Origin of the sequence: Janthinobacterium sp. BJB446 (assembly GCF_002735655.1) — a bacterium.
Taxonomy (GTDB): domain Bacteria; phylum Pseudomonadota; class Gammaproteobacteria; order Burkholderiales; family Burkholderiaceae_D; genus Janthinobacterium; species Janthinobacterium lividum.
In genome coordinates this window covers 2,338,709-2,363,967 of sequence record NZ_PDZK01000001.1, presented here as the reverse complement: position 1 = coordinate 2,363,967, position 25,259 = coordinate 2,338,709, and the positions used below count along the sequence as shown (strand labels likewise).

Genomic DNA, 25,259 nt, shown 5'->3' with positions numbered 1-25,259 from the left:
ACCACCTGGACACAACACCATGGAAACGCCCATCAAAAAACACAAGCCGCGCATCCTCATCGGCGTCACGGGATCGCTCGATTCGACCCTGCTGCCGAACTACCTGCGCATCATCAAGGACCACCTCGATTGCGAGCTGAGCGTGCTGATGACGCCGAATGCCACCAACTTCCTCAAGCCGGAATCGATCGCGCTGTACGTCGACCGCGTCATCAGCGGCGAGCGGCCGCAGGATTGGCCGACCGACAAGCCAGGCCGCCTGGCCGCCGAGCACGACCTGCTGCTGGTGCTGCCCGCCACCGCGAACACGCTGGCGGCCGTGGCAAACGGCTTTTCCGGCAACCGCCTGACCACCGTGATCCTGGCCGCCACCTTTCCCGTGCTGCTGTTCCCCGTGATGGGCGGGCCGATGCTGGCCAAGCCGGCCGTGCAGCGCAACCTGGCGCAGCTGCGCGAGGACGGCTACATCATCATCGACCCCGTCTGGCGCGACCATTTCGATCCGCTGCTCGAGCGCATGCACGGCCACCACTCGCTGCCGAGTCCCGAGCAGGTGCTGGCGCTGCTGCGCGAACGCTTCCCCGCCAGCGGCGTGCAGCGCCTGGCGCTGACCGGCGCCGCGGCCTGACCTTCACAACCAGAGAGAACCGCATGTCCATCATCCTGTACAGCCTGTGCGCCGCCGACCGGCGCCGTCATTATTCGCCCCATGTGTGGAAGATCATCATGGCACTCAAGCACAAGGAACTGCAGGCCGAGGTACGGCCCGTCTCCTTCGCGGAAATCGCCGGCATCGAGGACGGCAGCTATAAAAGCGTGCCGGTGCTGAACGACAACGGCCACATCGAGGGCGACAGCTTTGAAATCGCCGTGCACCTGGAGCGCGCCTATCCGGACCGTCCCAGCCTGTTCGGCGGCCCGGGCGGCCAGGCCATGGCCCGTTTCGTCGAAAGCTTCAGCCAGACGGTCATCCATCCGCCCGTCTCGGCCATCGCCGCCATGGACATGCATGCGCTGATGTCGCCGGCGGACCAGGCGTATTTCCGCGCGGCGCGCGAGAAACGCTTCGGCAAGACCCTGGAAGAGGCCTCGGCCACCCGCCACATCGAGCTGGCGGCCCTGCCGGAAAAATTCGCGCCGCTGCGCAGCGTGCTGGCCAAGCAGCCCTGGCTGGGCGGCGCGCAGCCCCTGTTTGCCGACTACATCCTGTTCGGCGTGCTGCAATGGGCGCGCATCACCGTGCCGTATCCCTTGCTGCCGGCCGACGATCCCGTCAGTACCTGGTTCGAGCGCTGCCTCGACCTGCACGGCGCCATCGGGCGCTCCGTCGTCCTGTCGGACTGACGGCCGGCGTACCTGCCAGGGCCGCCTGCGCGGCCCTTTTTCTTTCATTGACCAACAAGGCTAACCATGATGTTTACACCGCAACAGGGCGAGATACGCCAGCGCTACGCCGGCATCGGCAGCGACATTGCCGCCGGCGCCGCCGCGCGCGCCGAAGGTTTCGATTTTGACGGCTGGCAGCGCCTGCGCGATGCCGGTCTGTGGCGCATGATCGTGCCCGGCAGCGATCACGCGACGGGCGACTGGTGGAGTTTTACCGCCGCCCTCGACGGCCTGTCGTCCACCATCGGCGCGCCGGAGCTGCTGCTGTCGGTCATCGCCCAGGCCGGCATGGTGCGGGGCCTGGAGCGGCACGGCACGGAAGGGCAGCGCGACCGCTATTTCGGCGCCATCCTGCGCGGCGACGTCAGCGCCACCGGCATCGCCGAGCCGGGCACGGGCACGGACGTGCGCAGCATCCAGAGCACCTTGCGCGCCACGGCCGACGGCTACGTGCTCAATGGCGGCAAGTACAATATCGCGCACGCGCCCATCATGGATTTCGCCCTGATCGTCTGCCGCCTGGCGGACAAGGACGAGCACAATATCGCGCTGGCGCTGGTCGACCGCGGTACGCCCGGCCTGCGCGCCGGCCTGGTGGACGACAAGCTGGGCAACCGCAACCTGCCCACCGGCGCCCTGCATTTCGAGGATGTGGCCGTGCGCCCGTCGCAGCTGCTGGGCGCGCCCGGTCGCGGCCTGGCCACGCTGATCGACACCATTTCGCTGGGACGCCTGTATTACGGCCTGGCGGCGGCCAACCTGATCGCGCCCTACCTGGACGAGGCGATGCGCTACGCGGCCAGCCGCAGCAGCTTCAATAGCAGCATCGACAACCACCAGTACGTGCAGCGGCGCCTGGTCGATATCCGCATCGGCATGGAACGTTCGCGATGGCTGGCGTTTGGCGCGCTGTCGCAGTTGCTGGCAGGCCAGCGGGAAGGGTTGATGAGCTGTTCCATCGCCAAGCTGGTGGGATCCGAAGACCTGATCAACAGCGCTACCAGCCTGGTCAAGCTGTACGGCAGTCTTGGCTATCACAACGGCCGCGTGGCCGAGCTGATGAAAAACGCCCTGGCTTTCGCCAGCGTGGGCGGCACCGAAGAAATGCACCGCAAAAATATCTTCAATCAGATGCAGCGCCTGGCTCGCTAGGTTTCCCGGGCTGGCTGTGGCACTCGCACGGCATATTGGCGGTTCAGGCCGCCAATATGCCCGATTCGCTCAGCGCATCATTGATCGCCTCGAACATCGGCTCTCTGGCGCGCGAGGCCAGGTGCGCGAACAGATTGCGCACGGACGACTGTGCCACGCACAGGATGTCGATTTCACCGAGGCGCTGCGCTTCCAGCGCCGTGTCGCCATGCAGCAGGCCGACGCCGAGGCGCTCGGCCAGCATCGAGCGGGTGACGCTTTCGCGGTCGATGCTGATGATGCGGCGCGGACGGAAATTGCGCGTCTTGAACAGGTGCTCGGCGGCCCCGCCGCAGCACAGGCTCGATGGCGCGAAGATCCACGGCAGCTCGGCCAGCGCGTTCCAGTCGAGCGGCTGGGTGGTGTCGAGCATGCCGGCAGGCGCCGCCACGTAGACGGGGAAGCACGCCACTTCGATCGTCATCAGGTCATCGTCGGGCGAGCGCGCCTCGTTGTAGAAACCCGCGTCGAGCGTGCCGCTGCGGATGCCGTTCAGGGTGCCGGTGGAACTACCGTGCTCCAGCGAGACCTCGACTTCCGGATGGTGCTCGGAAAAGCGCCGCACCAGCCGGCCAATGGCTTCGTTGTTGGACTGGCCGCCGACGCCGATGCGCAGCTTGCCGGCCAGGCGGCCCTTGATGTGGTTGGCTTCGTCGAGCAGTTCGCGGTGGATGTTGAGCGTGCGTTCGGCCTTGGCCAGGATGCGCTGGCCGCTGCTGGTCAGGCTCATGCCGCGTGCCGTGCGTTCAAACAGGGTCAGGCCGAGATAATCCTCCATCGCCTTGACATGGGCACTGACTGCGGGCTGGCTCAGGAAGAGCCGTTCGGATGCGCGCGTAATGCTGCCCTCGCGCGCCACCGTGGCGAAGGTTTTCAGGTGATGGATTTCCATGAGGGGCGGGTCCACTAAGTTAAAATATGGGTGAAATTTCAGATATTCTTATTTGTTTTTCAACTATGCATTATATGTGATTTCATTAAGAAAACCGCATTAACAATGCCTGCAGGATGGGTAATTATTTGTGACTTTTCCCTTCTCCCTGTCACTTGCGCGACGCGCACCAGCCCTTGAAATGGCGTAAATTGTTACTTTTCGTGAGAAAGTTCCTGCCCGCGGGCCAGCGCTACAGCAGGCCGACCACGTGCCACCATACGAAGTCCAGCGGCGTGAGTATCAGCAGGCTGAGGATGAACAGGCTCAGGCACAGGCGGGTGACGGCCGCCACCGGAAGGCTGGCCGCCTGCATGGCGAAAATCAGGGGCGGCGCCTGGTAGGGCAGGCAGACATTGGAAAATGCCAGCACTTGCGTCATCAGCACCGTCATCAGCGGCAGGCCCGTGACGGCCGCCAGGTCCTGCGCCAGCGGCGTCATCGTCGCCGGCACGCCCGCCAGGTTGGTCACCAGCGACACCACCGTCGAGATCACCGTCAGCACGGCGGCGTTCCACAGCGGCGTGTCGGTGGCAAAGCGCGCATGCCGGCTCAGGCCATGCACCACGGCTTCGCCCAGGCCGCTTTCCGAAATCACCGCGCCCAGGCCCATCACGCCGGCCACGAACAGCAGCGAACCGTAGTTGATTTCCTGGTTCAGGCATTTTTTCGACGTCAGGTCGGCGGCCGGCCACAGGCAGACCAGGGCGGCGGCCAGGCCGACCCAGGCCGGCGACACATGATGCAGGCCGTCCGTCATCCACAGGGCCAGGCAGCCTCCCAGCACCACGGCCAGTCCCGTCTCCTGCGCCGACATGGGACCTTGCCGCTGCGCCGGCGCGGCCGCGCGCACGGGATCGGCGGCGGGAAACATCCACAGTATCAGCAGCACCAGCAGGACGGACTTGAGGATGCCCAGCACGGGGAAGTGCAGCAGCAGGTAGTCGACATACGCGATCTGCACGCCATATAGATTGTCCGCCATGCCGGACAGGATCATGTTCGGTGCGTTCGACGGCAGGATGGCGAAGGTCGGCAGGAAGCTGGAAAAGCTGGCCGCCATCAGCATGCCCGTGCGGCCGTTATGGCCCGCGCCATAGCCGATATGCTCGGCCACGGCCATGGTGATGGGAATGAGCAGCACCACGCGGCCCATGCCTGAAGGCATGACGAAGGCCAGCGCCACGCTGAACAGCACGATGCCGGCGATGACGCCCGCGTAGCGCCGCCCCAGCATGCGCGACAGGATGGCCGCCGCGCGCTTGCCCAGGCCCGTGTGGCCGATCGCCGCCCCCATCACGGCGCCGCTGAACAGCAGCCAGAAGGTGGTCGACTGCAGGCCGGAGAACACGGTTTGCGCGGGCGCCATATTGCACAGCATCGCCACCAGGAAGAAGGCCAGGGCCGGCCAGTATTCGGGCACCAGGGCCGTGGCCCACATGCTGATGCAAAAGACCAGCAGCGCCACCACGCCGGCCATGGAGGCCGGCAGGTAGAGCGCGGCCGCCAGGCCGCTGGCGAGCGTCAGCGCGGCGATGGCGGCCAGCGCGCGCAGGCGCGCAACGGGCAGGGGAAGGGCGAGGGACAAGGACTTCAAGGCTGGGCTCCTGGGCGCGCCGGCGCGGCAAGGCGCCGCGCCGTGTGGTGGTCAATGGAAAACATGTTTACTGGTAGCGCCGGATGGCGATGGTGCGGAAAGGCTGCTGGGCGTGTGGCGCGGCGGGGACGGCGGGAGCGGCCGGCTGTTCCAGCCTGGCCAGCAGCGCCTGCGCGCGCAGTTCGGCGGCATCGATGCTGGCCAGCTTCACGTGGCCGTAGCCGCGGATGGCCTGCGGCAGTTCGGCCAGCGCCACGATGGAATCGAGGTTCCCGGCGCTCAGGCGCGGCAGCAGGGCGTCGAGGCGTGCCGTGTAGTCGGTGATCAGCTGGCGCTCGCGGCGCCGTTCGGCGCTGTAGCCAAACACGTCGAACCGCGTGCCGCGCAGCCCCCTGGCCCTGGCCAGCAGCGCCAGCAGCCTGCCCATCCAGGGGCCGAAGGCGCGCTTGCGCTTGCCCAGCAGCGGCGGTGCCATGTGGAAGGTGAGCGTCACGTCGCCCTCGAACTGCTGCTGCAGCTCGCGCTGGAACTGGCCGTCCGAGAACAGCCGCGCCACCTCGTATTCATCCTTGTAGGCCAGCAGCTTGCTGTAGCCGCGCGCCACGGCCAGGGTCAGCACGGGCGGCGCATCGGCGCCGAAGACGGCGCTTTCGCGCTCGCGCACGCGCGCGACAAACGCCTGGAAGCGTTCCGCCAGCGCCGCGTTCTGGTAGCGCGCCAGCATGGCGCTGCGTTGTTCCACCAGCGCGCCCAGGCTGGCGTCTTCCGCCAGCGGACCCGCGGCCACGCCTTGCAGCAGGGGCGCGCCGCAGGCGGCCAGGCGGCCGGCGGCAAAGGCCGCCTTGTTGGCGGCGACGGCCACGCCATTCAATTCGATGGCCCGTTCCAGCGCCGCCAGGCCGACGGGGATCAGGCCGCGCTGCCACGCAAAGCCCATCAGCAGTATATTGGCCATGATGGTGTCGCCCATCAGCTGGCGCGCCAGCATTTGGCCGTTGCATTCGGCGATGTGTTCCACGCCGACGGCGTGGCGCAGCTTGTCCATCAGGGCACCCGCATGCTGCGGCGCATCCGGATCGCGCACCATGGCGGCGGTGGGGAACTGGTGCGTGTTGGCGACCACGCGCGTGTGGCCGTGGCGCAGGGTCTGCAGCGCGTCGGCGCTGGCGCCGACCACCATGTCGCAGGCCAGCATGGCATCGGTCTGGCCGATGTCGATGCGCGCCTGGTGCAGATCCTGGCCGGCCAGGGCCAGGCGCACGAAGGACAGCACGGCGCCGCCCTTTTGCGCAAAGCCCATGAAGTCGAGCACCGAGGCTTGCTTGCCCTCCAGGTGCGCGGCCATGGAAACGAGCGCGCCCACCGTCACCACGCCCGTGCCGCCCACCCCTGTCACCAGCAGGTTGAACGGGCCGTGCCAGGCATGCGGCGCGGGCAGGGGCAGGGCGACCGCGGCGCGGCGCAGGGCTTGCGGATCGATGGCGGCGTCGGCTGCCTTGCGCAAGGCGCCGCCGCGCACGGAGACGAAGCTGGGGCAAAAGCCGTTGGCGCAGGAATAATCCTTGTTGCAGGACGACTGGTCGATGGCGCGCTTGCGGCCGTAGCCCGTTTCCAGGGGCACGATGGACAGGCAGTTCGACTGGACACCGCAATCGCCGCATCCCTCGCACACGGCGCTGTTGATGACCATGCGGCGTGGCGGATCGGGCAATTCCTTTTTCTTGCGGCGCCGGCGCAGCTCGGCCGCGCAAGTCTGGTCGTAAATCAGCACGGTGACGCCCTTCACCTCGCGCAGGCGGCGCTGCACCTGGTCGAGCTCTTCGCGTCCGTGGAAGGTGGCGGGCGGCGGGAAGCGGCCGTGCAAGCCCGCGTATTTTTCCGGCGCGTCGCTGACCACGGCAATCGCCTTGGCGCCCTCGGCATGCACTTGCCAGGCGATGGCGTCGACCGTCAGGCTGCCGTCGATGGGCTGGCCGCCCGTCATGGCCACGGCGTCGTTGTATAAAATCTTGTAGGTGATATTGGCGCGCCCGGCGATGGCCTGGCGGATGGCCAGGAAGCCCGAGTGGAAATACGTGCCGTCGCCCAGGTTCTGGAACACGTGCGGGGTGGTGCTGAACATCGAGTGCGCCACCCAGTCGACGCCTTCGCCGCCCATCTGTATCAGCCCGGTGGTATCGCGCTCCATCCACGAGGCCATGAAATGGCAGCCGATGCCGGCTTGCGCGCGCGAACCCTGCGGCACCTTGGTCGAGCTGTTGTGCGGGCAGCCGGAACAAAAATAAGGCTGGCGCCGCACGCCGTCGGCCGCATTGGCCAGCAGCGCGGCGGGCGCGAAGCCGGGCAGCAGGGCGCGGCGGTCGAGCGCCGGCTTGTGCCGCGCCAGCCAGGCCGCCAGCACGCCGGCGATGCGCGACGGGCGCAGTTCGCCCTGCGCCGGCAGCAGCGGCGCGCCGCCGGCATCGAGCTTGCCCAGCACCAGCGGGCGGGCGCTGTCCGGCAGGTTGTAGAACAGGGTGCGGATCTGCTGCTCCACCAGCGGCCCCTTTTCCTCGATGACGAGGATTTCCCGCAAGCCCGCCTTGAACTGCGCCAGGCGTTCGGCTTCCAGCGGAAAACTCAGGCCCACCTTGTACAGGCGCACGCCGGCGCGTTCCAGCACATCGAGACTGAGGCCCAGGCGCCGCAGCACTTCGAGCACGTCGAGATGCGCCTTGCCGCAGGTGACGATGCCGATATCGGCTTGCGGGCTGGGACACAGCAGGCGGTCGATGCTGTTGGCGCGCGCGAACGCGTGCACGGCGGCCAGCTTGTGCGCGTGGCGCGTCTCGATGGGCAGGCCGGGCAGGTCGGGCCAGCGGTAATGCAGGCCGCTGGCCGGCACCGTGTAGTCGGCCGGCTGCTCGAAGCGCGTGCACAGGCCGTCCAGGTCGACCGTGGCGCCGCTTTCCACCGTTTCGGAAATGGCCTTGAAGCCCACCCACATGCCGGAAAAGCGCGACAGCGCCCAGCCGTACAGGCCAAATTCCAGGTATTCGGCGATGCTGGCCGGATTGACGATGGGCATGCTCCACGCCTGCATGGCGAAATCGCTCTGGTGCGGCATCGATGACGAGACGCAGCCGTGGTCGTCGCCGGCCACCACCAGCACGCCGCCGTGCGGGGAGGAACCGTACACATTGCCATGCTTGAGCGCATCGCCGGCCCGGTCGACGCCCGGCCCCTTGCCGTACCAGAGGGCGAACACGCCATCGGCCGTGCGCTGGGGATCGGTCTCGACCTGCTGGCTGCCCAGCACAGCGGTGGCTGCCAGCTCTTCGTTAATGGCGGGCAGGAAACGGATCTGCTGCGCTTCCAGCACGCCGCGCGCGCGCCACAGCGCCTGGTCGTAGCCGCCCAGCGGCGAGCCCCGGTAGCCGCTGATGAAGCCGGCCGTGTTCAGGCCCCGCTCGCGGTCGAGCCAGCGCTGCATCAGCGGCAGGCGCACCAGTGCCTGGGTGCCGGTCAGGAAGACGCTGCCGCCGCGTGCCAGCAAGTTGTCCTCCAGCGCATAAGTGCTCAGGCGTACAACGCCCGGGTCGTCCGCGACCATCTTGTCCATCACTTCCACCTGTGTTCTCCCATCGCCTTGTCGGCTTCCTTGTTGGCTTGCATGCCGCATGCACGCATGCATGTGTCTTGAGCACGCTGCCGTGTCGGCGCGCCGGATACGGAAGAGGGGCGCGCCGGCGCTGCGATGCCGGCGCAACCAAACTTTTCCGTCTATTGATATTCGTTTATCAAGATAAGGGGCCGCGCGGGACGGCGCAATTCGCAAATGCTGAGTGCAGCACTCAATAACACTGATGCGAACGCCGGTGCCGGGCGCAGGCCTTGGAAATCCGGGTGCCTGGCCCCTGGCATCAGTGTTTCTGATCCCCGCACTCAGGATTTGCGAGTTGTGTGGTGCGGGGCTTGGGGCTTATCGTCGGCGTCGAGATGGAAAGCCGAACGATGTTTTTTTGTAAAGGCAGCACAGCTATGAGTTCATTATTGACGCGCCGCATGGCGCTGCTGGCAGGCGCGGACGGACATGCGCTGCTGGCCCAGGGATTGCGCGGCATCGAGCGCGAAGCGCTGCGCGTGGATGGCCGCGGTCGCCTAGCCGCCACGGCGCATCCGCTGGCGCTGGGCGCGGCCCTGACCCATCCCACCATCACGACCGACTATGCGGAGGCGTTGATCGAGCTGATCACGCCGCCCGAGCAGGATACGGCCGCCATGCTGGACGGCTACGACGCCTTGCACCGTTTCGTCTTCAGCGGACTGGGCGACGAAATGCTGTGGAGCCACTCGATGCCGTGCCGCCTGCCCGCCGACCCCGACATTCCGATCGCCTGGTACGGCAATTCGCACATCGGTATGCTCAAGCATGTCTACCGGCGCGGCCTGGCGCTGCGCTATGGCAAAAGCATGCAGTGCATCGCCGGCATCCACTACAACTACTCGCTGCCGCCCGCATTGTGGGAGCGCCTGCGCGCGGACGAGGGCGATGGCCGCACGGCGATGCAGTTTCAGTCGGAAAGCTATGTCGGGCTGATCCGTAACTTCCGCCGCTATGGCTGGCTGCTGATGTATCTGTTCGGCGCCGCGCCAGCCCTGTCGGCGCATTTCCCGGGACGCGGCGACTTCCCGCTGGAGCAGCTGTCGGCCGATACCCTGTACCTGCCGTACGCCACCAGCCTGCGCATGAGCGACATGGGCTACCAGAACGATGCCCAGGCCGGCCTGACCCCCGACTACAACACGCTCGACAGCTATATCACCAGCCTGGCGGCGGCGATGAACCATCCGTACCTGCCGTATGTCGAGCTGGGCACGCGGCGCGAGGGGCAGTGGGTGCAGATCAATACCAACCGCCTGCAGATCGAGAACGAGTACTACTCGGCGATCCGCCCCAAGCGCGTGGCGCACAGCGGCGAGCGCCCCTTGCATGCGCTGGCCCAGCGCGGCGTGCAGTACGTGGAGGTGCGCTGCCTCGATGTCGACCCGTTCGAGCCGCTGGGCATCGGCGCGCCAGCCTGTCACTTCCTCGACGCCTTTCTGCTGTTTTGCGCGCTGCAGGACAGCCCGCTCACCGGCCATGCGGAAAGCCGCGAGAACACCGAGAATTTCGCCCGCACCGTCAAGGAAGGGCGCCGTCCGGGACTGCTGCTGGAGCGCCACGGCGAACAGCTCAGCCTGCAGGCGTGGGCTGGCGAGCTGCTCGATCGCATTGCCCCCATGGCCGCGCTGCTGGACCAGGCGCGCGGCGGCGATGATTGCGCCACGGCGCTGGCGGCGCAGCGCGCCAAGCTGGCGGACGTGGCGCTGACGCCTTCGGCGCGCGTGCTGGCGGCGATCCGTGCCGAGCAAGGCAGTTTCGACGCGTTCGCCCTGCGCCAGAGCGCGGCGCACGCGGCGCATTTTCGCGGCCGTCCCCTGGCGCCTGCGGCGCTGGCGCGCTTCACGGCGCAGGCCGATGCCTCGCTGGCCGAGCAGGAGCGCGTGGAACGCGCCGACAGCGGCGACTTCGGCCAGTTCGTCCAGCGCTACCAGGCCGGCGCCCGCTACCTGCCGGTGCCGGACGAACCGGCCATGGAAGCTGTCTTGCCACAGCAGCGCGTAGCCTGACCCCTTGTCCCAATTTGATTGAGCCATCACACCATGCGCATACTTCATTGCATGCTGCGCGTCGCCGACCTCGACGCCGCGCTGCATTTTTACCGCGACGCCCTGGGCATGACCCTGCAGCGGCGCCACGACTATCCGGATGCGCGCTTTACGCGCGCCATTGTCGCCTATGGCGAAGCGCCGGCGCACGCCGCCATTGAACTGACGCATAACTGGGACCGGCAAGCGTACACCCACGGCGACGCCTACGGCTACCTGGCCCTGGCGGTCGACGATGCGGCCAGCGTCTGCGCCAGGGTGCGCGCGCATGGCGGCACGGTCACGCGCGAGGCGGGGCCGATGAAACACGGCAGCAATGTCATCGCCTTCGTGCAGGACCCCGACGGCTACCGCATCGAGCTGATCGAAGCGAGCGCGCACTATGACTGATACATCGACTTAACAACGACTGACACGGCATGGCAGGCGCGCCGCTGGCGGCGCCTGCCGGCATTTTTGAAAAGGAAGCCACCGCATGGTGCAAGTATCAACGACAAGCAAGGCCGCCACGCCGCCAGCGCCAGCGCCAGTGCCGCAGCCGCAGAACCGGCAGGCGCTGGTACAGGCGGCCGTGGCCGCGGCCTGCGCCCTGGCCGTGGCGCTCCCCGCGCCGGCGCAGGCGCCGGAAAAAAAGGCCGCCGCCAAGAGCGAAATCTGCTATGGCGTGGCCAAGGCCGGCCAGAATGAATGCGCCAATACCACCTGCTTCCATTTGTGTTCGGGCATGGCGACCGTCGACCGCGATCCTGGCGAATGGATGACCGTTCCGGCCGGCACGTGCACGGCGCTGGGCGGCAAGGTGGAAGCGGCACCGCTGGCCTGCCCGGGCGCGGCGCCCGCCAGGACTGGCCCACCGGCCGATGTGGCGGCGGGCGATGCGCTGTACCACGAGGGTGACGCGGCGCGCGCGCTGCCGGCGTGCGCCGCCTGCCATGGCCCCAAGGGCAATGCCGCCGTCGCCGATTATCCGAAGCTGGCCGGGCAGAACCTGGCCTACCTGGATAGCCAGCTGCGCGCCTTCCGTTCGCATGCGCGCGTCAGCCCCCTGATGAACACGGCTGTCGCGCCCCTGACGGATGGCGATATCGCCAACCTGTCCGCCTATTTGTCCAGGCAAAAGCCGGACGCCATCGACCCCAGCCTGACCACCCCCGTGGCCGCCGGCAAGTCGTTCCGCGATTGCGACGGCGCGTGTCCGGAGATGGTGCCGCTGCCGGCCGGGCGCTTCCTCATGGGATCGCCGCCTGGCGAGAGCGGGCGCTTCGGCAATGAAGGCCAGCACCCGGTCGAGATCCTGCAGCCGTTTGCCATCGGCCGCTTCAGCCTGACGTTCGAGCAGTTTGACGCCTGCATCCAGGATGGCGGCTGTGACGGCTACCGGCCGTCAGACGAAGGCTGGGGACGCGGCACGCGCCCGGCCGTCAACGTCAGCTGGAACGATGCGCAAAGCTATCTGCGCTGGCTGTCGAAAAAGAGCGGGGCGCGCTACCGCCTGCCCACCGAGGCCGAGTGGGAATATGCGGCGCGCGCAGGCACCGTCACGGCGCGCTGGTGGGGCGAGGACATCACGCGCGGCGACGCCAAGTACGGCCCCGACGACTGTCCGCAGCAGAAGCATTGCGGCGGCGTGGTATCCGGTTCGGGCAACTGGCCCACCACGGCGCCCGTGGGCAGCTACGCGCCCAATCCGGCAGGGCTGTACGACGTGCTGGGCAACGTGTGGCAGTGGACGGCCGATTGCTGGCACAGCGACTACGAAGGCGCGCCGAAAGATGGCCGCGTGTGGGATGAAGCGGCTTGCAAGAAGCGCGTGGCGCGCGGCGCCTCCTGGACCGACACGCCGAACTTCGTGCGCGCGGCCACCCGCCTGGGCCTGGGCGCGGAAGGGCGGCGCGGCTGGATCGGCCTGCGCGTGGTGCGCGAGATGGACGCGGCGCCCGGCACGGCGGCCAAGGGCGGCGCGGCGCCGGCGGGCACGCGCGGCTTGCCCTGATGCGCGAGGTGGCGCAGGCCGCGCCCCTGGTGGGCATCGGCCTGCGCGGCGCGCATTACCGCGACATGCTGGCGCGGCGCCAGCCCGTGGACTGGCTCGAGGTCCACAGCGAGAACTACCTGGCCGAAGGCGGCTGGGACCTGCACGTGCTCGAGACGCTGCGCACCGATTATCCCGTTTCGCTGCATGGCGTCGGCATGGGCCTCGGCTCCGTGCACGGCTTTTCGCGCGCGCACGTGGAGCGCATCGCGCGCCTGGCCGCGCGCATCGAGCCGATGCTGGTGTCCGAGCACCTGTGCTGGGGCGCCACTGGCGAGGCGATACTCAACGACTTGCTGCCGCTGCCGCTGAACGGTGCCAGCCTGGAACTGGTTTGCCGGCGCGTCGACCTGGTGCAGGAGGTACTAGGCCGTCGCATCCTGCTGGAGAACGTCTCGACCTATCTGCGTTTTCCCGGCGACAGCTGGGGCGAGACGGAGTTCCTCGCCTGCGTGGCGCGCCGTACCGGTTGCGGCGTGCTGCTGGACATCAATAATCTGTATGTCAATCAATGCAACCACGGCGAGGATGCCCTGGCCGCGATGGCGGCGCTGGCGCCGGGCCTGATCGGCGAATTGCATCTGGCCGGCCACTGCGAAGATGGCGGCCTGCTGGTCGACCACCACGGCGCGCCCGTGGCCGCTGCCGTGTGGGAACTGTACCGGGCCGCCTTGCGCCGCTACGGTCCGCTGCCCACCCTGGTCGAATGGGATACCAACTTGCCGCCCTTCGCCACCTTGCTCGACGAAGTGGCCCGCGCGCGGGAGCTTGCCGGCGAGGTGCTCGCGCCGGCGGGCCTGGCGGCGTGCGATGACGCTTGAGGAGCTGGCGCGCCTGCAGGCCGCGTTCGGCGCGCAGATCAGCGCGCACACGCCGGATGCCTGCGCGCTGGCGCCGTGGCTGGACACCGATGCGCGCAGCACCAGCGCCCTGGCGCGCTATGGCCAGGCGCTGCGCCAGCATCACGCGCGCTCGCTGGAGCTCGTATATCCGGTGCTGCGCGCGCTGGGCGGCGCCTCCTGGTTCCTGGCCATGGCGCATGCCTACGGCGATGCGCATCCGTCGCGCAGCGCCGACCTGGCCCGTTTCGGCGTCAGCCTGCCGGTGTTTCTTGCCGCCTGGCCGCCGGCCGCCGCGCATGGCTATTTTGCCGACGTGGCGCGCCTGGAGTGGCTGCTGCATGAAGCCCATGGGGCGCCCGATGCCGCTGCGCTGACCTTGCGCGACGTGCAGGCGGCCGGGGCGGGCCAGGTCGATGCCTGGCAGCTGGCGCTGCATCCGGCGGCCGTGCCGTACCGTTCGCCCTGGCGCGCGGCGGCGATCTGGCTGGCGCACGACGCCGCGGCGCGGCATGCCATGCCGCCTGATGCATGGGGCGAGACGCTGGCACTCGTGTACCGCCACGGCTGGTCGGCGCAGGTGCGCGAGATCGACGCGGTGGAAGCGGCGGCGCTGGACGTGCTGGCTGGCGGGTCCACCCTGGGCGCTGCGCTGGCGGCGGCGCAGCAGGCGCACCTGAAGGGCAACGGCTGCACGCCGTTCGCGCCGGCGCCCTTGCTGCTGCGCTGGCTGGCCGATGGCTTGCTGGTGCAGGCGAGTGATGGCGGGCGCGCGTGCTGAGGTAGAGGCGTGCCTACAATGGCCAGCCGCAGGTACCCCAGCCGGTGGCGTCCAGAGGATAGGCATCGGCCGGCGCGGCCGCAGCCTTGCCTTCGCTGCCGTCTTGCTCCTGCTCCTGGATCGGCGCTTCGCTGGCCGGCGCAAGGAAGCGCGCGGCCCAGGACAGCAGGCGGCTCACCGGGTGCTCCCTGGCATCGATGCCAGTGCGTGGTAACTGGTGCGGAAGGCTGGGGCGGATGAAGGAGCAAGAATGGCTGGCATGTCGTTGTCGATCAAAGTGGCGATGCAGCCATCGTAGCGCCGCGCCGGGCGCGCCGGAAGGCGTGTGGCGCGCAATGTATCCATGCGTCTGGCGCCATGGCGCCAGCAAATCATGCTAAGGTAAGAAACTATGTCGATACCCGATCTGAACCTGTTAATCACCCTCGATGTCCTGCTTGCCGAAGGCAGCGTCACGCGCGCCGCGCGGCGCTTGCGCCTGAGTCCATCGGCCATGAGCCGCGCCCTGGCGCGCCTGCGCGAGACGACCGGCGATCCGCTGCTGGTGCGCGCCGGGCGTGAACTGGTGCCCACGCCGCGCGCGCTGGAGCTGCGCGAACGGGTGGGCCAGCTGGTGGGCGAGGCGCTGGCCGTGCTGGGACCGGCGCAGCGGCTCGATCCGCGCCAGCTGGAGCAGACCTTCACGCTGCGTTCGAGCGACGGTTTCGTGGAAAATTTCGGTCCTGCGCTGCTTGCGCATATCGGCGCGCAAGCGCCCGGCGTGCGCCTGCGTTTCGTGCAAAAGGTCGACCGTGAAAGCGTGCAGCTGCGCGAGGGCAGCATCGACCTGGAGACGGGCGTGATCGGCAATTTCACCAGCCCGGAAGTGCGCACGCGCAGGCTGTTCGGCGACCGTTTCGTGGGCGTGGTGCGCAGCGGCCATGCGCTGGCCCAGGGCGAGATCAGCGCCGAGCGCTATGCGGCCGGCCAGCATGTGCTGGTGGCGCGGCGCGACCAGGATACGGGGCCGATGGACGACGCGCTGGCGGCGCTGGGACTGCAGCGCACGATCGCCAGCATCGTCGGCGGCTTCACGGCGGCGCTGGCGCTGGCCGCCGGTTCCGACCTGATCGCCACCGTGCCGGAACGGCATACGGGCAATCTGCGCGCCGGCATGTTCAGCTTTGCGCTGCCGCTGCGCATGCCGGATCTGACCGTCTCCCTGATGTGGCATCCACGCATGGACGCCGACCCCGCCCACCGCTGGCTGCGCGGCTGCGTGGTCGACGCCTGCGCCGGCCAGTCAGGCGCCGCCTGACGCCGCCGGCAGCGTCATCCTAGCGCGTCACGGGCCCGTCGAAGCCGCCCGCCATGGCCGTGTAGCCACGGGCCGTGGCGATGGCCACGTCGCGGTGGGCTGTCACCAGCTGCTCCTGCGTGGCCAGCGCAATACGTTCCGCTTCGAGCACGCCGAGCAGGCTTTCCGCGCCTTCCTGGTAGCGCACCCTTGCCAGGCGCGCGCTCTCCTGCGCCAGCTGGTGCGCCTCGCGCAGTTCCGCGTGGCGGCTGCGCAGCTGTACCCATTGCGCGATGGCGCTGTCGGTTTCCTCCAGTGCCAGCGCCAGCGCCTTGTCGAAGCCGGCCTGCGCGGCCAGCACTTCGGCGCCGGCTGCGCGCGCGCGGGCGCGGCGCGTGCCGCCATCGAACAGCGGCAGGGAAAAGGCGGCGCCCGCATGCCAGCGCGCCGCATCGCTGCCATTCCAGTCGCCGGCCACGCCGGAGGCGCCGAACAGCGCGCCCAGGCTGATGCGCGGGAAGCGCTCGGCGATGGCGGCGCCTTCGCGGGCGCTGGCCGCCGCCAGCGCGCGCTCGGCCGCGCGCACGTCGGGCCGGCGCAGCAGCAAATGGGCCGGTTCGTCCGTCAGCAAGGATTGCGGCAGCGCCAGCGGCATCGGCTGGTCGAGCGCCGCCAGTTCCGGCGCATCGAGGCGCTGTCCCGTGAGGGTGGCCAGCCGGTTGCGCGCCACGCGCTCATCAAAGTTCAGGCTGGGCAGGCGGGCACTGGCCAGGCGCATCTGCGCCTCGGCGCGCATGCGTTCGGCCGGCGCGGCGCGGCCCGCGTTCTCGCGCTCGCGCACCAGCCGCAAGGTGCCGGACTGGTTCGATAATTGCTCCTGCAGGCTGGCGCGCATCTGCTGCGCGCCGCGCAGCACCAGGTAGGCATCGACCACCTGCGCCAGGATCAGGCGCCGCACGTCGTCGCGCACGGCGGCGCGTTCGTCCGCCGAAGCCTCGGCCGCGGCGATGCTGTGGCGCACGCGGCCGAACAGGTCGAGCTCCCAGCTGAAGATGGCGTTCCACTGCACCGGCGAGGCGATGTGCGGCTGGCCGTCGCTGCTCTCGATCGCCGCCAGGCGCGCGCGTCCGGCCTGGGCATCAAGATCTACCGCCGGCAGGCGGGCGCCGCGCGCCGCTTGCGCGAACTCGCTGGCGCTGGCCAGGCGCGCGGTGGCGATGCGCACGTCGTAATTGTCTTGCCAGGCGCGCTGGACCAGCTGCTCCAGCCTGGCATCGCCCAGTTCTTGCCACCACAGCGCGGGCGGCGCGCCGGCCTGCAGCTCCGGTGCGCCGGCGGCCGAGGGCAGGACCGGCAGCTGCGCCGTGTCGAGCGCCCGCGTGGCCGTGGGCGTGCCGACGCTGCAGCCGGCCAGGGCCAGCATGGTGGCCGCCAGCAGCGGCGCGGCGTGGCGCGTGTTCAAGTGAATCATGCGGCTCATGCGGCTTCTCCCAGCGCGACCGTGCGCGCGGCAGGCGCCGGGCGGCGTCTGCTCAGCAAAGTGAAAAACAAGGGCGTAAACAACAGGCCCGACAAGGTCACGCCCAGCATGCCGGCGAAGACGGCCGTGCCCATCGACTGGCGCATTTCCGCGCCCGCCCCGGAAGACAGCATCAGCGGTATCGCGCCCAGCAAAAAAGCCAGTGAGGTCATCAGGATGGGCCGCAGACGCGTGCGGGCGGCGGCGATGGCCGCTTCGCGCGCATCGGCGCCGGCCGCCATCGCCTGGCGCGCGAATTCGACGATCAGGATGGCATTCTTGGCAGCCAGGCCGATCAGCACCACGATGCTGATCTGCGTCAGCACGTTGTTGTCCAGGCCGCGCCACGATACCCCGATCAGCGTGGCCAGCACGCAGCTGGGCACGATCAGCACAACGGACAGGGGCAGCAGCCAGCTTTCAAACAGGGCTGCCAGCAGCAGGTACACCAGCAGCACGGCCAGGCCCAGCACCATGCCGGTGCTGCCGCCCGCGTGTTTTTCCTGCAGCGCCAGTTCCGTCCACTCGTAGTCGAAGCCGGCCGGCAGGCGCGCCTTGAGCAGCTCTTCCATCGCGGCGATGGTTTGCCCCGTCGAGTAGCCAGGCTTGGTGCTGCCCTGGATTTCGGCGGCGGGATACAGGTTGTAGCGCGGCACGCGGAACGGCGCCGTGCCTTCGCTGAAGGTGGCCACGCTGCCCAGCGGCACCATGTCGCCGTTGGCGGCGCGTGTCTTCAGTGCGGCCAGGTCGGCCACGCTGCGCCGGTAGGGCGCGTCCGCCTGCGCGGTGACCCGCCAGACCCGGCCCATCAGATTCATGTCGTTGACGAACACGGGCGCCATGTAGCTTTGCAGGGTCTCGTTGACGCGCAGCAGCGGCACGCCCAGGTACTCGGCCTTGGTGCGGTCCAGTTCAACCTTGATCTGCGGGCTCATGGCGTTGAACGGCGTGAAGGCGCCCATCACCGAGGGCAGTTTCCCCGCTTCCTCGGCGATGCCGCGCGCGGCCGCCTGCAACGCTTGCGGTCCCAGGCCGCCCGTGTCGCGCAGCATCAGCTTGAAGCCGCCGCCGGTGCCGATGCCGGGCACGGAAGGCGGGGGTATCACCATCACGCGCGCCGCGCTGATGGGCGCCAGCCTGGCGCGCATGGCGCCCAGCATGGCCGGGCCATCCAGGCCATCGCTGGCGCGCGCGCCGAAGTCCTTGAACATGGTGAAGATGACGGCCGTGTTGGGCGCCGAGGTAAACGTGGCGCCGTCGGTGCCGACGAAGGCGGCCGTGTGGGCCACGCCGGGGTGGCTCATCAGGCGGGCCGTGGCGTCCTGCACCACTTCGCTGGTGCGCGCCAGGGTCGAGCCGGCCGGCAGCTGGATCGAGACGATGGCATAGCCGCGGTCCAGCTGCGGCACGAAGCCGCGCGGCGTCACGTCCAGGCGCCACAGGGTCAGGCCCGCCAGCACCAGGTACACGGGCAGCATCAGCCAGCGCCGCGAGAGTATGCGCCCGGTCAGTTGCACATAGCCGCCTGTCAGGCGGGAAAAACCGCGGTTGAAGATGGTCATCCAGCGCGCGCCCAGGCTGTTGGCATCGTGCTGCGGCTTGAGCAGCAGCGCGGCCAGGGCCGGCGACAGCGTCAGCGAGACCAGCGCCGAGATCACGGTGGAGGCGGCGATGGTGACGGCGAACTGGCGGTAGAACATGCCGGAGATGCCATCGATGAAGGCCGTCGGCACGAACACCGCCACCAGCACCAGCGCGATGGCGACCAGGGCGAAGCCCACCTCGTTCATGCTGCGCTGCGCCGCGGCGACGGGGCTCATGCCTTCCTCCATGTGGCGCTCGACGTTTTCCACCACCACGATGGCGTCATCGACGACGATGCCGATCGCCAGCACCAGGCCGAACAGCGACAGGGTATTCAGGGTATAGCCCATCGCGGCAAGCACCGTGAAGGTGCCGACCAGGGACACGGGAATGGCCAGGATGGGAATGATGGCGGCGCGCCACGAGCCGAGGAACAGCAGCATGGCCAGGCACACCAGCAGTGCCGCCTCGAAGATGGTGTCGCGCACCTTGTCGATCGAGGAGCGGATGAATTCGGTCGGGTTGTAGTAGGCGTGGTAGGCGACGTCCTGCGGGAAATCGGCTTCCATCTTCGCCAGCTGGGCCAGCACGCGGTCGCCCGTGGCCAGCGCGTTCGAGCCGGGCAGCAGGCTGATGCCCAGCGCGATGGCCGTGCGGTTGTCGACAAAGCCGCTTTCCGTGTAATCCTGCGCGCCCATCTCGACGCGCGCCACGTCGCGCAGGCGCACCACGCCGCCATCGGCATGGGCGGCCACGACGATCGCTTCGAATTCGGCCACGTCGCGCAAGCGGCTTTGCGCCTGCACCTGCACCTGGTAGGCACCGTCGCTGCCGCCCGGTGGCTGGTTCAATACCCCCGCGGCGACCTGCGAGTTGGCTTGCCGCACGGCGGCGATCACTTCCGGCGCCGTCAGGCCCAGCGAGGCCACGCGCGCCGGGTCGAGCCAGATGCGCATCGAGAAGTCGCGCGCGCCGCGCGTGTAGATGTCGCCGACGCCTTCAACGCGGGCCAGCTTGTCCTTGATGGCGGTGCCGATGAAGTTGGAGATGTACTGCTGGTCGCGCGTGCCTTTCGGCGAATCGAACAGCACCACCATCAGCAGGTCGGGCGAGGCCTTCTTGACGGCCAGCCCCAGCCGGCGCACGGCTTCGGGCAGGCGTGCTTCGGCTACCGCCACGCGGTTCTGCACCAGCGACTGGGCCTGCTCGACGTTGGTGCCCGGCTTGAACACCACGCTGATGGTCAGCTTGCCGTCGCCCACCGATTGCGAGGACATGTAGAGCATGCCGTCGACGCCATTGATTTCCTGTTCGATCGGCGCGGCGACGGTATCGGCGATTTCCTGCGCCGAGGCGCCCGGGTAGTTGGCCTTCACCGTGACCGTGGGCGGCACGATCTCGGGAAACTCCGAGATCGGCAGGCGCATGGCCGACACCGCGCCCACCAGCGTGATCAGGATAGACAGCACGATGGCAAACACGGGACGGCGGATGAAAAATTGGGAAAAACGCATGGTCTCTCCTTATGCGCCGTTGGCGCGGGGAGTCGCCACCAGCACCTGGTCGCCCGGCCGCACCTTGGCCGCGCCGGAGACGATGACCCTGTCCTGCGGCGTGAGGCCGGAGAGCACGATCTGCTTGTCGCCCTGCAGGCCGCCCAGTTCCAGCTTGCGCGGCGCCACCTTGCCCGCCGCGTCCACGACGAACACCATCTTTTTGTTCTGGTCGCTGAGGATGGCGGCGTCGGGCACCAGCAGGCGTTCTTGCGCCGCGCCGACGGGAATGCGCACGCGCGCAAAGCTGCCCGGCATGACGGCGCGGTCGGCGTTGGCCAGGCTGGCGCGCAGGCGCACCGTGCCCGAGCGGGCGCTGATCTCGTTGTCGACAAAGTCGACGGTTGCATCCTGGGCGGGGCCGCCGCCATCGAGCGCCAGCTGCACCTTGCCCGGAAGCTTGCTTTGCTGGCGCAGGCGCTGGAAATCCGCTTCCGACAGGTCGACCATGGCGCGCACGGGGCTGTGCGCAACGATGGTGGTCAGCACGCCGCTCTGCGCCGCGCCGCCGGCCACGTAGTTGCCGACATCGACGCGGCGGTCCGACACCGTGCCGGCGATGGGAGCGCGCATGGTGGTGAAGGACAGCTCCAGTTCGGCGCTGCGCAATTCCGCCTTGCTCAGCATGACGGCCGCCTGCGCGCCTTCCAGCTCGCCGCGCGCCCGTTCCAGTTCCTCGGTGCTGGCCGCGCCCGTTTGCTGCAGCCGGCTGCTGCGCTCGAACTGGGCCGTTGCCAGCTTGCTGCGCGCATTGGCCTGGGCCAGGCTGGCCTGGGCGCGGTCGCGCGCCGCCGCGAAGGGACGCGGGTCGATGACGAACAGCGCATCGCCGGCCTTGACCTGCTGGCCATCGCGAAAGGCGATCTGCTGCAGATAGCCCGACACGCGCGAGCGCACTTCCACGCGCTGCGACGGCTCGATGCGGCCCGTGTAGTCGAGGGTCGCCTGCACCATCGACGTTTCCGGCAGGGCCACGGAAACGGTGGGCTTGGGCGGCGGGCCGCCAGGCGCGGCCTGGGAACGGCCGCAGCCGGACAAGGTGGCGCTGCAGGCCAGGGCCAGCAGCAGTAACAGCGGGACGGGCAGGGACGGGATCGGACGGGGGCGCATCATGCGGGGTCTCCAGAAGGCGTAGGGGGCTTGGCCAGGGCGCGGCCGAGCGCGAAAATGGCCAGCGCGGCGAGTATCAGCGCGCTGGCGACGGCAAAGGTGGCGTGCATGCCACGGATCATGGCGGCTGGCTGGGCGCTGGCGATATCGCTGGCGCTGGCAAAAAAAGCGAAGATGGCGCCCATCACGGAGGCACCCGTGACGAGGCCCAGATTGCGCGACAGATTGAGCATGCCGGAGATGAGGCCGCGCTGGTCGGGAACGATGTCGCCCATCACGGCGGTATTGTTGGCTGCCTGGAACAGCGCGTAGCTGGCCGTGAGCAGCATGATCGGCGCGACGTAGCCGGGGATGCCCAGGCTGGCGGGCAGCAGGGACAGCGCCAGGCAGGCAGCGGTCGCGCCGCACAGGCCCGCGCCGCCCATGCGCTGCGCGCCGTAGCGGTCCACCAGCCAGCCGGACGGCACGCCGCAGAACGCCGCCACCAGCGGTCCGGCGGCCAGCACCATGCCGGTGACGGCCGTGCCCAGGCCCAGGCCGCGCGCCAGGTAGAAGGGGCCGACCACCAGGGTGGACATCATGACCGTCGACACCAGCATGCTGGTCGCCAGGCCTGCGCTGAGCACGGGCGCGCGCAGCATGGCCAGGCGTATCAGCGGCGCCGGCGCCTTCAGTTCCACATACACGAACAGGGCGCCGCCCACGCAGGCTGCCAGCAGCAGCGCCACGTTGCGCATGCCGAAATGGCCGCGGCCCAGGGTCATGGCCAGCGCATAGGCGGCCAGGGTCAACGCCAGCAGCAGCGTGCCGCGGTGGTCGAAGACGGGACGCCTGGCGTGCGCGCCGCGCTGGTCGGCCGGCAGGAAGCGCCATGCCATCAGCAGCGCCACGCCGGCCAGTGGCACGTTGACGAGGAAAATGGCTTGCCAGCCGAACTGCGCGATCAGCAGGCCGCCCAGTGCGGGACCGAGCGTGGTGCCGACGGCCGACATGGTGCCGAGCAGGCCCATGGCGCTGCCCGTCTGCGCCTTGGGCACGGTGCTGCCGACAAAGGCCATGGTCAGGGCCATCATGACGGAAGCGCCTAGGCCCTGCAGGGCGCGCGCGGCGACCAGCAGCCACAGGGTGGGCGCCAGGGCGCACAGGATGGAGGCGACGGCAAACAGCGCGATGCCTGCCAGCAGCAGGCGGCGCCGGCCGATCATGTCGCCGAGGCGGCCCACGCTGACGATCAGCGCGGTGATGGCCAGCAGGTAGGCCAGCACGATCCATTGCACATCCTGGAACGGCGCATGCAGGGCCTTGGCCATGTCGGGCAGGCCCACGTTGGCGATGCTGGTGCCCAGCGCGGGCAGCAGCATCGACAGGGACAGGCTGGCAAGCGCGCCGCGCACGGGCATCGTGGCGGTACCGGCCGGGGCGGCCTGCTGGCTGGGTGAGGGTGGTACGGGTTTTGACGGCGAATTCATAAGGTGGTTGATCCATCCATTAACGGTCATTACATGGTACTGAGGGATTTGGTATGGCGGAAGACGCACAATTTGCACTTTGTTATTGCGTTTGACGCCATGTCTGGTGCGCCGGGCAGCGCTACAGCATCTGGTCCATCTCGAAGGCCGGCAGGCTGTCGGCCTGGTGGTAGCGGACGATGCGCCCGGGAATGCCGGCCACGGTGCAATGCGCGGGCACGTCGCGCAGGACCACGCTGCCGGCGGCCACCTTGCTCATGGCGCCGATCTCGATGTTGCCGAGGATTTTGGCGCCCGCACCCAGCATCACGCCCGAACGGATCTTCGGATGGCGGTCGCCATGCTCCTTGCCGGTGCCGCCGAGGGTGACGTTCTGCAGGATGGAGACGTTGTCGTCAACCACGGCCGTTTCGCCGATGACGATGCCGCTGCCGTGATCGAGCATGATGCCCGCGCCGATGCGCGCGGCCGGATGGATGTCGATGCCGAAGACGCTGGCCGCGTGGCTGGACAGAGCAAAGGCGGCCTCGCTGCGGCCCGCCGTCCACAGATGGTGCGCCATGCGGTAGGTCTGCAGCGCATGAAAGCCCTTCAGGTTCAGCAGCGCGTGCAGGCCGTCGGGACAGGCCGGATCGCGCTGCGCGATGGCCGCCAGGTCGGCCGTGATGCTGGCCAGGATGCGCGGCTGCGTGCTTAAAATGTCCTCGAACAGGGGGCGCAGCACGGCCGGGCGCATGTCGCGCGCGCCCAGGCGGTGCGCCAGGACGGCGGCGAGCAGTCCGGCGGGGCTGTCGTGCGGCAGAATCAGCTCGTCGAGCATGGGCCGCAGCAAGGGCTCGCGCGCGGCGAGCCGCAGCGCCAGTTCGCGTACCTGCTCCCAGGCGCAGTCCACGCTGGCGGGCTGGCAGGCTGCGGCGGCGTCGATGCGGCGCAGGGGCGGCGCGGGCGGCAGGGGGCTGGCGTATGTCAAGTAAGTCATCGTGGCGCCTGTCCAGGCAAAGGAAGGAAAAGTGGAGCGCCTGGCAACAACGCCGGCGCCGGCTGGCAAGTGCCCAGGGCCCCGGAAGGCCGGGCTGCGCGGATTGCGGGTACACGATAAGCCGCCGCAGGGGGCGAAGCAAATCGTAAATACTGAGCGCGCGGCTCACGATTCCTGATGCTTGGGGAGGGTGTGGCAGGGGCGCATGCCGCGCCGGCGCTCGGGCAGGCGGCGCCATGGGGCGGTGCGATGTGGCGGGAAGGAGGGGGCGCAGCGTGGCCCCGCGAAATTACAGCGCGTTGAGCGGAATCTTCAGGTAGCGCACGCCGTTGTCTTCCGGCTCGGGCAGCTTGCCCGCATTGATGTTGACCTGGATGGCGGGCAGGATCAGTGTCGGCATGTCGAGGGTGGCGTCGCGGCTGGTGCGCATGGCCACGAACTGCTCTTCCGTGATGCCGTCGCGCAAGTGGATGTTGCCGGCGCGCTGCTCGGCCACCGTCACTTCCCAGCGCGCCTCGCGGCCGTTGGGCGGGTAGTCGTGGCACATGAACAGCCGCGTCTGCGGCGGCAGCGCCAGCAATCGCTGCGCGGAGCGGTACAGCAGGGCAGCGGAACCGCCGGGAAAGTCGCAGCGGGCCGAGCCCACGTCCGGCATGAACAGGGTGTCGCCGACAAACACGGCGTCGCCGATCTGGTACGCCAGGTCGGCCGGCGTATGGCCGGGCACATGCAGGGCGCGTACTTCCAGCTTGCCGATATGAAACACCTGGTCTGGCGCGAACAGCTGGTCGAACTGCGAGCCGTCGGCCCTGGCGTCATCCTGGTGGTAGACGGCCGCGAACGCCTGCTGCACCGTCTGGATGGCGGCGCCGATGGCCACGTCGCCGCCCAGCTGCTGCTGCAGGTAGGGCGCGGCGGAAAGATGATCGGCGTGCGCGTGGGTTTCCAGCAGCCAGCGGCATTGCAAGCCGTGTTCGCGCACGAAGGCGATCACCTTGTCGGCCGAGGAGGTGGACGTGCGCCCCGCCTTGGGGTCGTAGTCGAGCACGGAATCGATGATGGCGCAGTCCCGGCCATCGGCCTCGTACACAACATAGGTGACGGTGGCGGTGGCGGGGTCGAAGAAAGCTTGGATTTGTGGAGTCATCACGGCGGCAAGGGGCGGGCAAGGGAGGGACAGGGAATGGCATTATATCGCCAGAGTTTGCCCAAAAAATGTTGAAAATTGACATTTAACATGCGAAAAACAGATAAGCGGGCGCGCATGCGCCTGGCACAGTCGTGCGCACCCTGGCGCTTGCAGCATGGTAACCTCATTCTT

Annotated in this window: 19 protein-coding genes; 9 read left to right on the top strand and 10 right to left on the bottom strand. The window is 68.7% G+C overall.

Annotated features, from left to right (window positions below):
• The first annotated feature begins 19 nt into the window (after nt 1–19).
• From CSQ92_RS10375 to CSQ92_RS10365, 3 genes are all read left to right on the top strand, one after another.
• Nucleotides 20–628, top strand: a complete 609-nt coding sequence (locus tag CSQ92_RS10375; protein ID WP_034783931.1) for a flavoprotein — start codon at nt 20–22, stop codon at nt 626–628.
• 23 nt (nt 629–651) lie between these two features.
• Nucleotides 652–1,344, top strand: a complete 693-nt coding sequence (locus CSQ92_RS10370; protein WP_034783932.1) for a glutathione S-transferase family protein — start codon at nt 652–654, stop codon at nt 1,342–1,344.
• A gap of 66 nt (nt 1,345–1,410) precedes the next feature.
• Entirely contained in the window at nt 1,411–2,538 is a 1,128-nt protein-coding gene (locus CSQ92_RS10365) for an acyl-CoA dehydrogenase family protein (protein WP_099394060.1), read from the top strand.
• Between the two features lie 43 nt (nt 2,539–2,581).
• Here the strand turns inward: CSQ92_RS10365 and CSQ92_RS10360 are convergent, their stop codons facing one another.
• The 3 genes from CSQ92_RS10360 to CSQ92_RS10350 form a co-directional block, all read right to left on the bottom strand.
• A complete protein-coding gene (locus CSQ92_RS10360) occupies nt 2,582–3,469 on the bottom strand; it encodes a LysR family transcriptional regulator (protein ID WP_034783934.1) in 888 nt (295 codons plus the stop codon).
• A gap of 232 nt (nt 3,470–3,701) precedes the next feature.
• Nucleotides 3,702–5,105, bottom strand: a complete 1,404-nt coding sequence (locus CSQ92_RS10355; RefSeq protein ID WP_208672423.1) for an SLC13 family permease — start codon at nt 5,103–5,105, stop codon at nt 3,702–3,704.
• Between the two features lie 67 nt (nt 5,106–5,172).
• Nucleotides 5,173–8,697, bottom strand: coding sequence for an indolepyruvate ferredoxin oxidoreductase family protein (locus tag CSQ92_RS10350; RefSeq protein WP_099394662.1), 3,525 nt, complete (start codon nt 8,695–8,697; stop codon nt 5,173–5,175).
• 428 nt (nt 8,698–9,125) lie between these two features.
• Between CSQ92_RS10350 and gshA the strand changes: the two genes are divergently transcribed.
• The 5 genes from gshA (at nt 9,126) to CSQ92_RS10325 (ending at nt 14,448) form a co-directional block, all read left to right on the top strand.
• Nucleotides 9,126–10,757 (top strand): glutamate--cysteine ligase, encoded by a 1,632-nt coding sequence (gene gshA / locus CSQ92_RS10345; protein ID WP_099394059.1) that lies wholly within the window; start codon nt 9,126–9,128, stop codon nt 10,755–10,757.
• Between the two features lie 33 nt (nt 10,758–10,790).
• Nucleotides 10,791–11,186 (top strand): lactoylglutathione lyase, encoded by a 396-nt coding sequence (gloA, locus tag CSQ92_RS10340; protein ID WP_034783936.1) that lies wholly within the window; start codon nt 10,791–10,793, stop codon nt 11,184–11,186.
• Between the two features lie 85 nt (nt 11,187–11,271).
• Nucleotides 11,272–12,789, top strand: a complete 1,518-nt coding sequence (gene bufA1 / locus CSQ92_RS10335; protein WP_099388182.1) for a BufA1 family periplasmic bufferin-type metallophore — start codon at nt 11,272–11,274, stop codon at nt 12,787–12,789.
• Nucleotides 12,789–13,649, top strand: coding sequence for an MNIO family bufferin maturase (bufB, locus tag CSQ92_RS10330; RefSeq protein ID WP_099394058.1), 861 nt, complete (start codon nt 12,789–12,791; stop codon nt 13,647–13,649). The genes bufA1 and bufB overlap by 1 nt, the downstream gene beginning before the upstream one ends.
• Entirely contained in the window at nt 13,639–14,448 is an 810-nt protein-coding gene (locus CSQ92_RS10325) for an HvfC/BufC N-terminal domain-containing protein (protein ID WP_099394057.1), read from the top strand. Before bufB ends, CSQ92_RS10325 begins: the two co-directional genes overlap by 11 nt.
• A 13-nt stretch (nt 14,449–14,461) precedes the next feature.
• On the opposite strand, the gene CSQ92_RS29035 is transcribed toward CSQ92_RS10325, so the two are convergent.
• Complete coding sequence (locus CSQ92_RS29035; protein WP_167468680.1) at nt 14,462–14,626, bottom strand: hypothetical protein; 165 nt, start codon at nt 14,624–14,626, stop codon at nt 14,462–14,464.
• A 213-nt stretch (nt 14,627–14,839) separates the two neighbouring features.
• On the opposite strand from CSQ92_RS29035, the gene CSQ92_RS10320 reads away from it, so the two are divergent.
• Entirely contained in the window at nt 14,840–15,745 is a 906-nt protein-coding gene (locus CSQ92_RS10320) for a LysR family transcriptional regulator (RefSeq protein WP_034783938.1), read from the top strand.
• A 19-nt stretch (nt 15,746–15,764) separates the two neighbouring features.
• Here CSQ92_RS10320 and CSQ92_RS10315 read toward each other — a convergent pair whose 3' ends face one another.
• From CSQ92_RS10315 to CSQ92_RS10290, 6 genes are all read right to left on the bottom strand, one after another.
• A complete protein-coding gene (locus CSQ92_RS10315; RefSeq protein ID WP_099394056.1) occupies nt 15,765–17,204 on the bottom strand; it encodes an efflux transporter outer membrane subunit in 1,440 nt (479 codons plus the stop codon).
• On the bottom strand, nt 17,201–20,341 hold the full coding sequence (locus CSQ92_RS10310) for an efflux RND transporter permease subunit (RefSeq protein WP_070280373.1): 3,141 nt from the start codon (nt 20,339–20,341) through the stop codon (nt 17,201–17,203). Before CSQ92_RS10310 ends, CSQ92_RS10315 begins: the two co-directional genes overlap by 4 nt.
• Before the next feature lie 9 nt (nt 20,342–20,350).
• On the bottom strand, nt 20,351–21,493 hold the full coding sequence (locus tag CSQ92_RS10305) for an efflux RND transporter periplasmic adaptor subunit (RefSeq protein ID WP_052140251.1): 1,143 nt from the start codon (nt 21,491–21,493) through the stop codon (nt 20,351–20,353).
• Complete coding sequence (locus CSQ92_RS10300) at nt 21,490–22,959, bottom strand: MFS transporter (RefSeq protein WP_081345714.1); 1,470 nt, start codon at nt 22,957–22,959, stop codon at nt 21,490–21,492. The genes CSQ92_RS10305 and CSQ92_RS10300 overlap by 4 nt, the downstream gene beginning before the upstream one ends.
• 121 nt (nt 22,960–23,080) lie before the next feature.
• Nucleotides 23,081–23,938: a serine O-acetyltransferase gene (gene cysE / locus CSQ92_RS10295; protein WP_080753494.1), complete on the bottom strand. Its 858-nt coding sequence runs from the start codon at nt 23,936–23,938 to the stop codon at nt 23,081–23,083.
• Nucleotides 23,939–24,227: 289 nt separating this feature from the next.
• On the bottom strand, nt 24,228–25,085 hold the full coding sequence (locus CSQ92_RS10290; protein ID WP_034783945.1) for an MBL fold metallo-hydrolase: 858 nt from the start codon (nt 25,083–25,085) through the stop codon (nt 24,228–24,230).
• Nucleotides 25,086–25,259 lie beyond the last annotated feature (174 nt).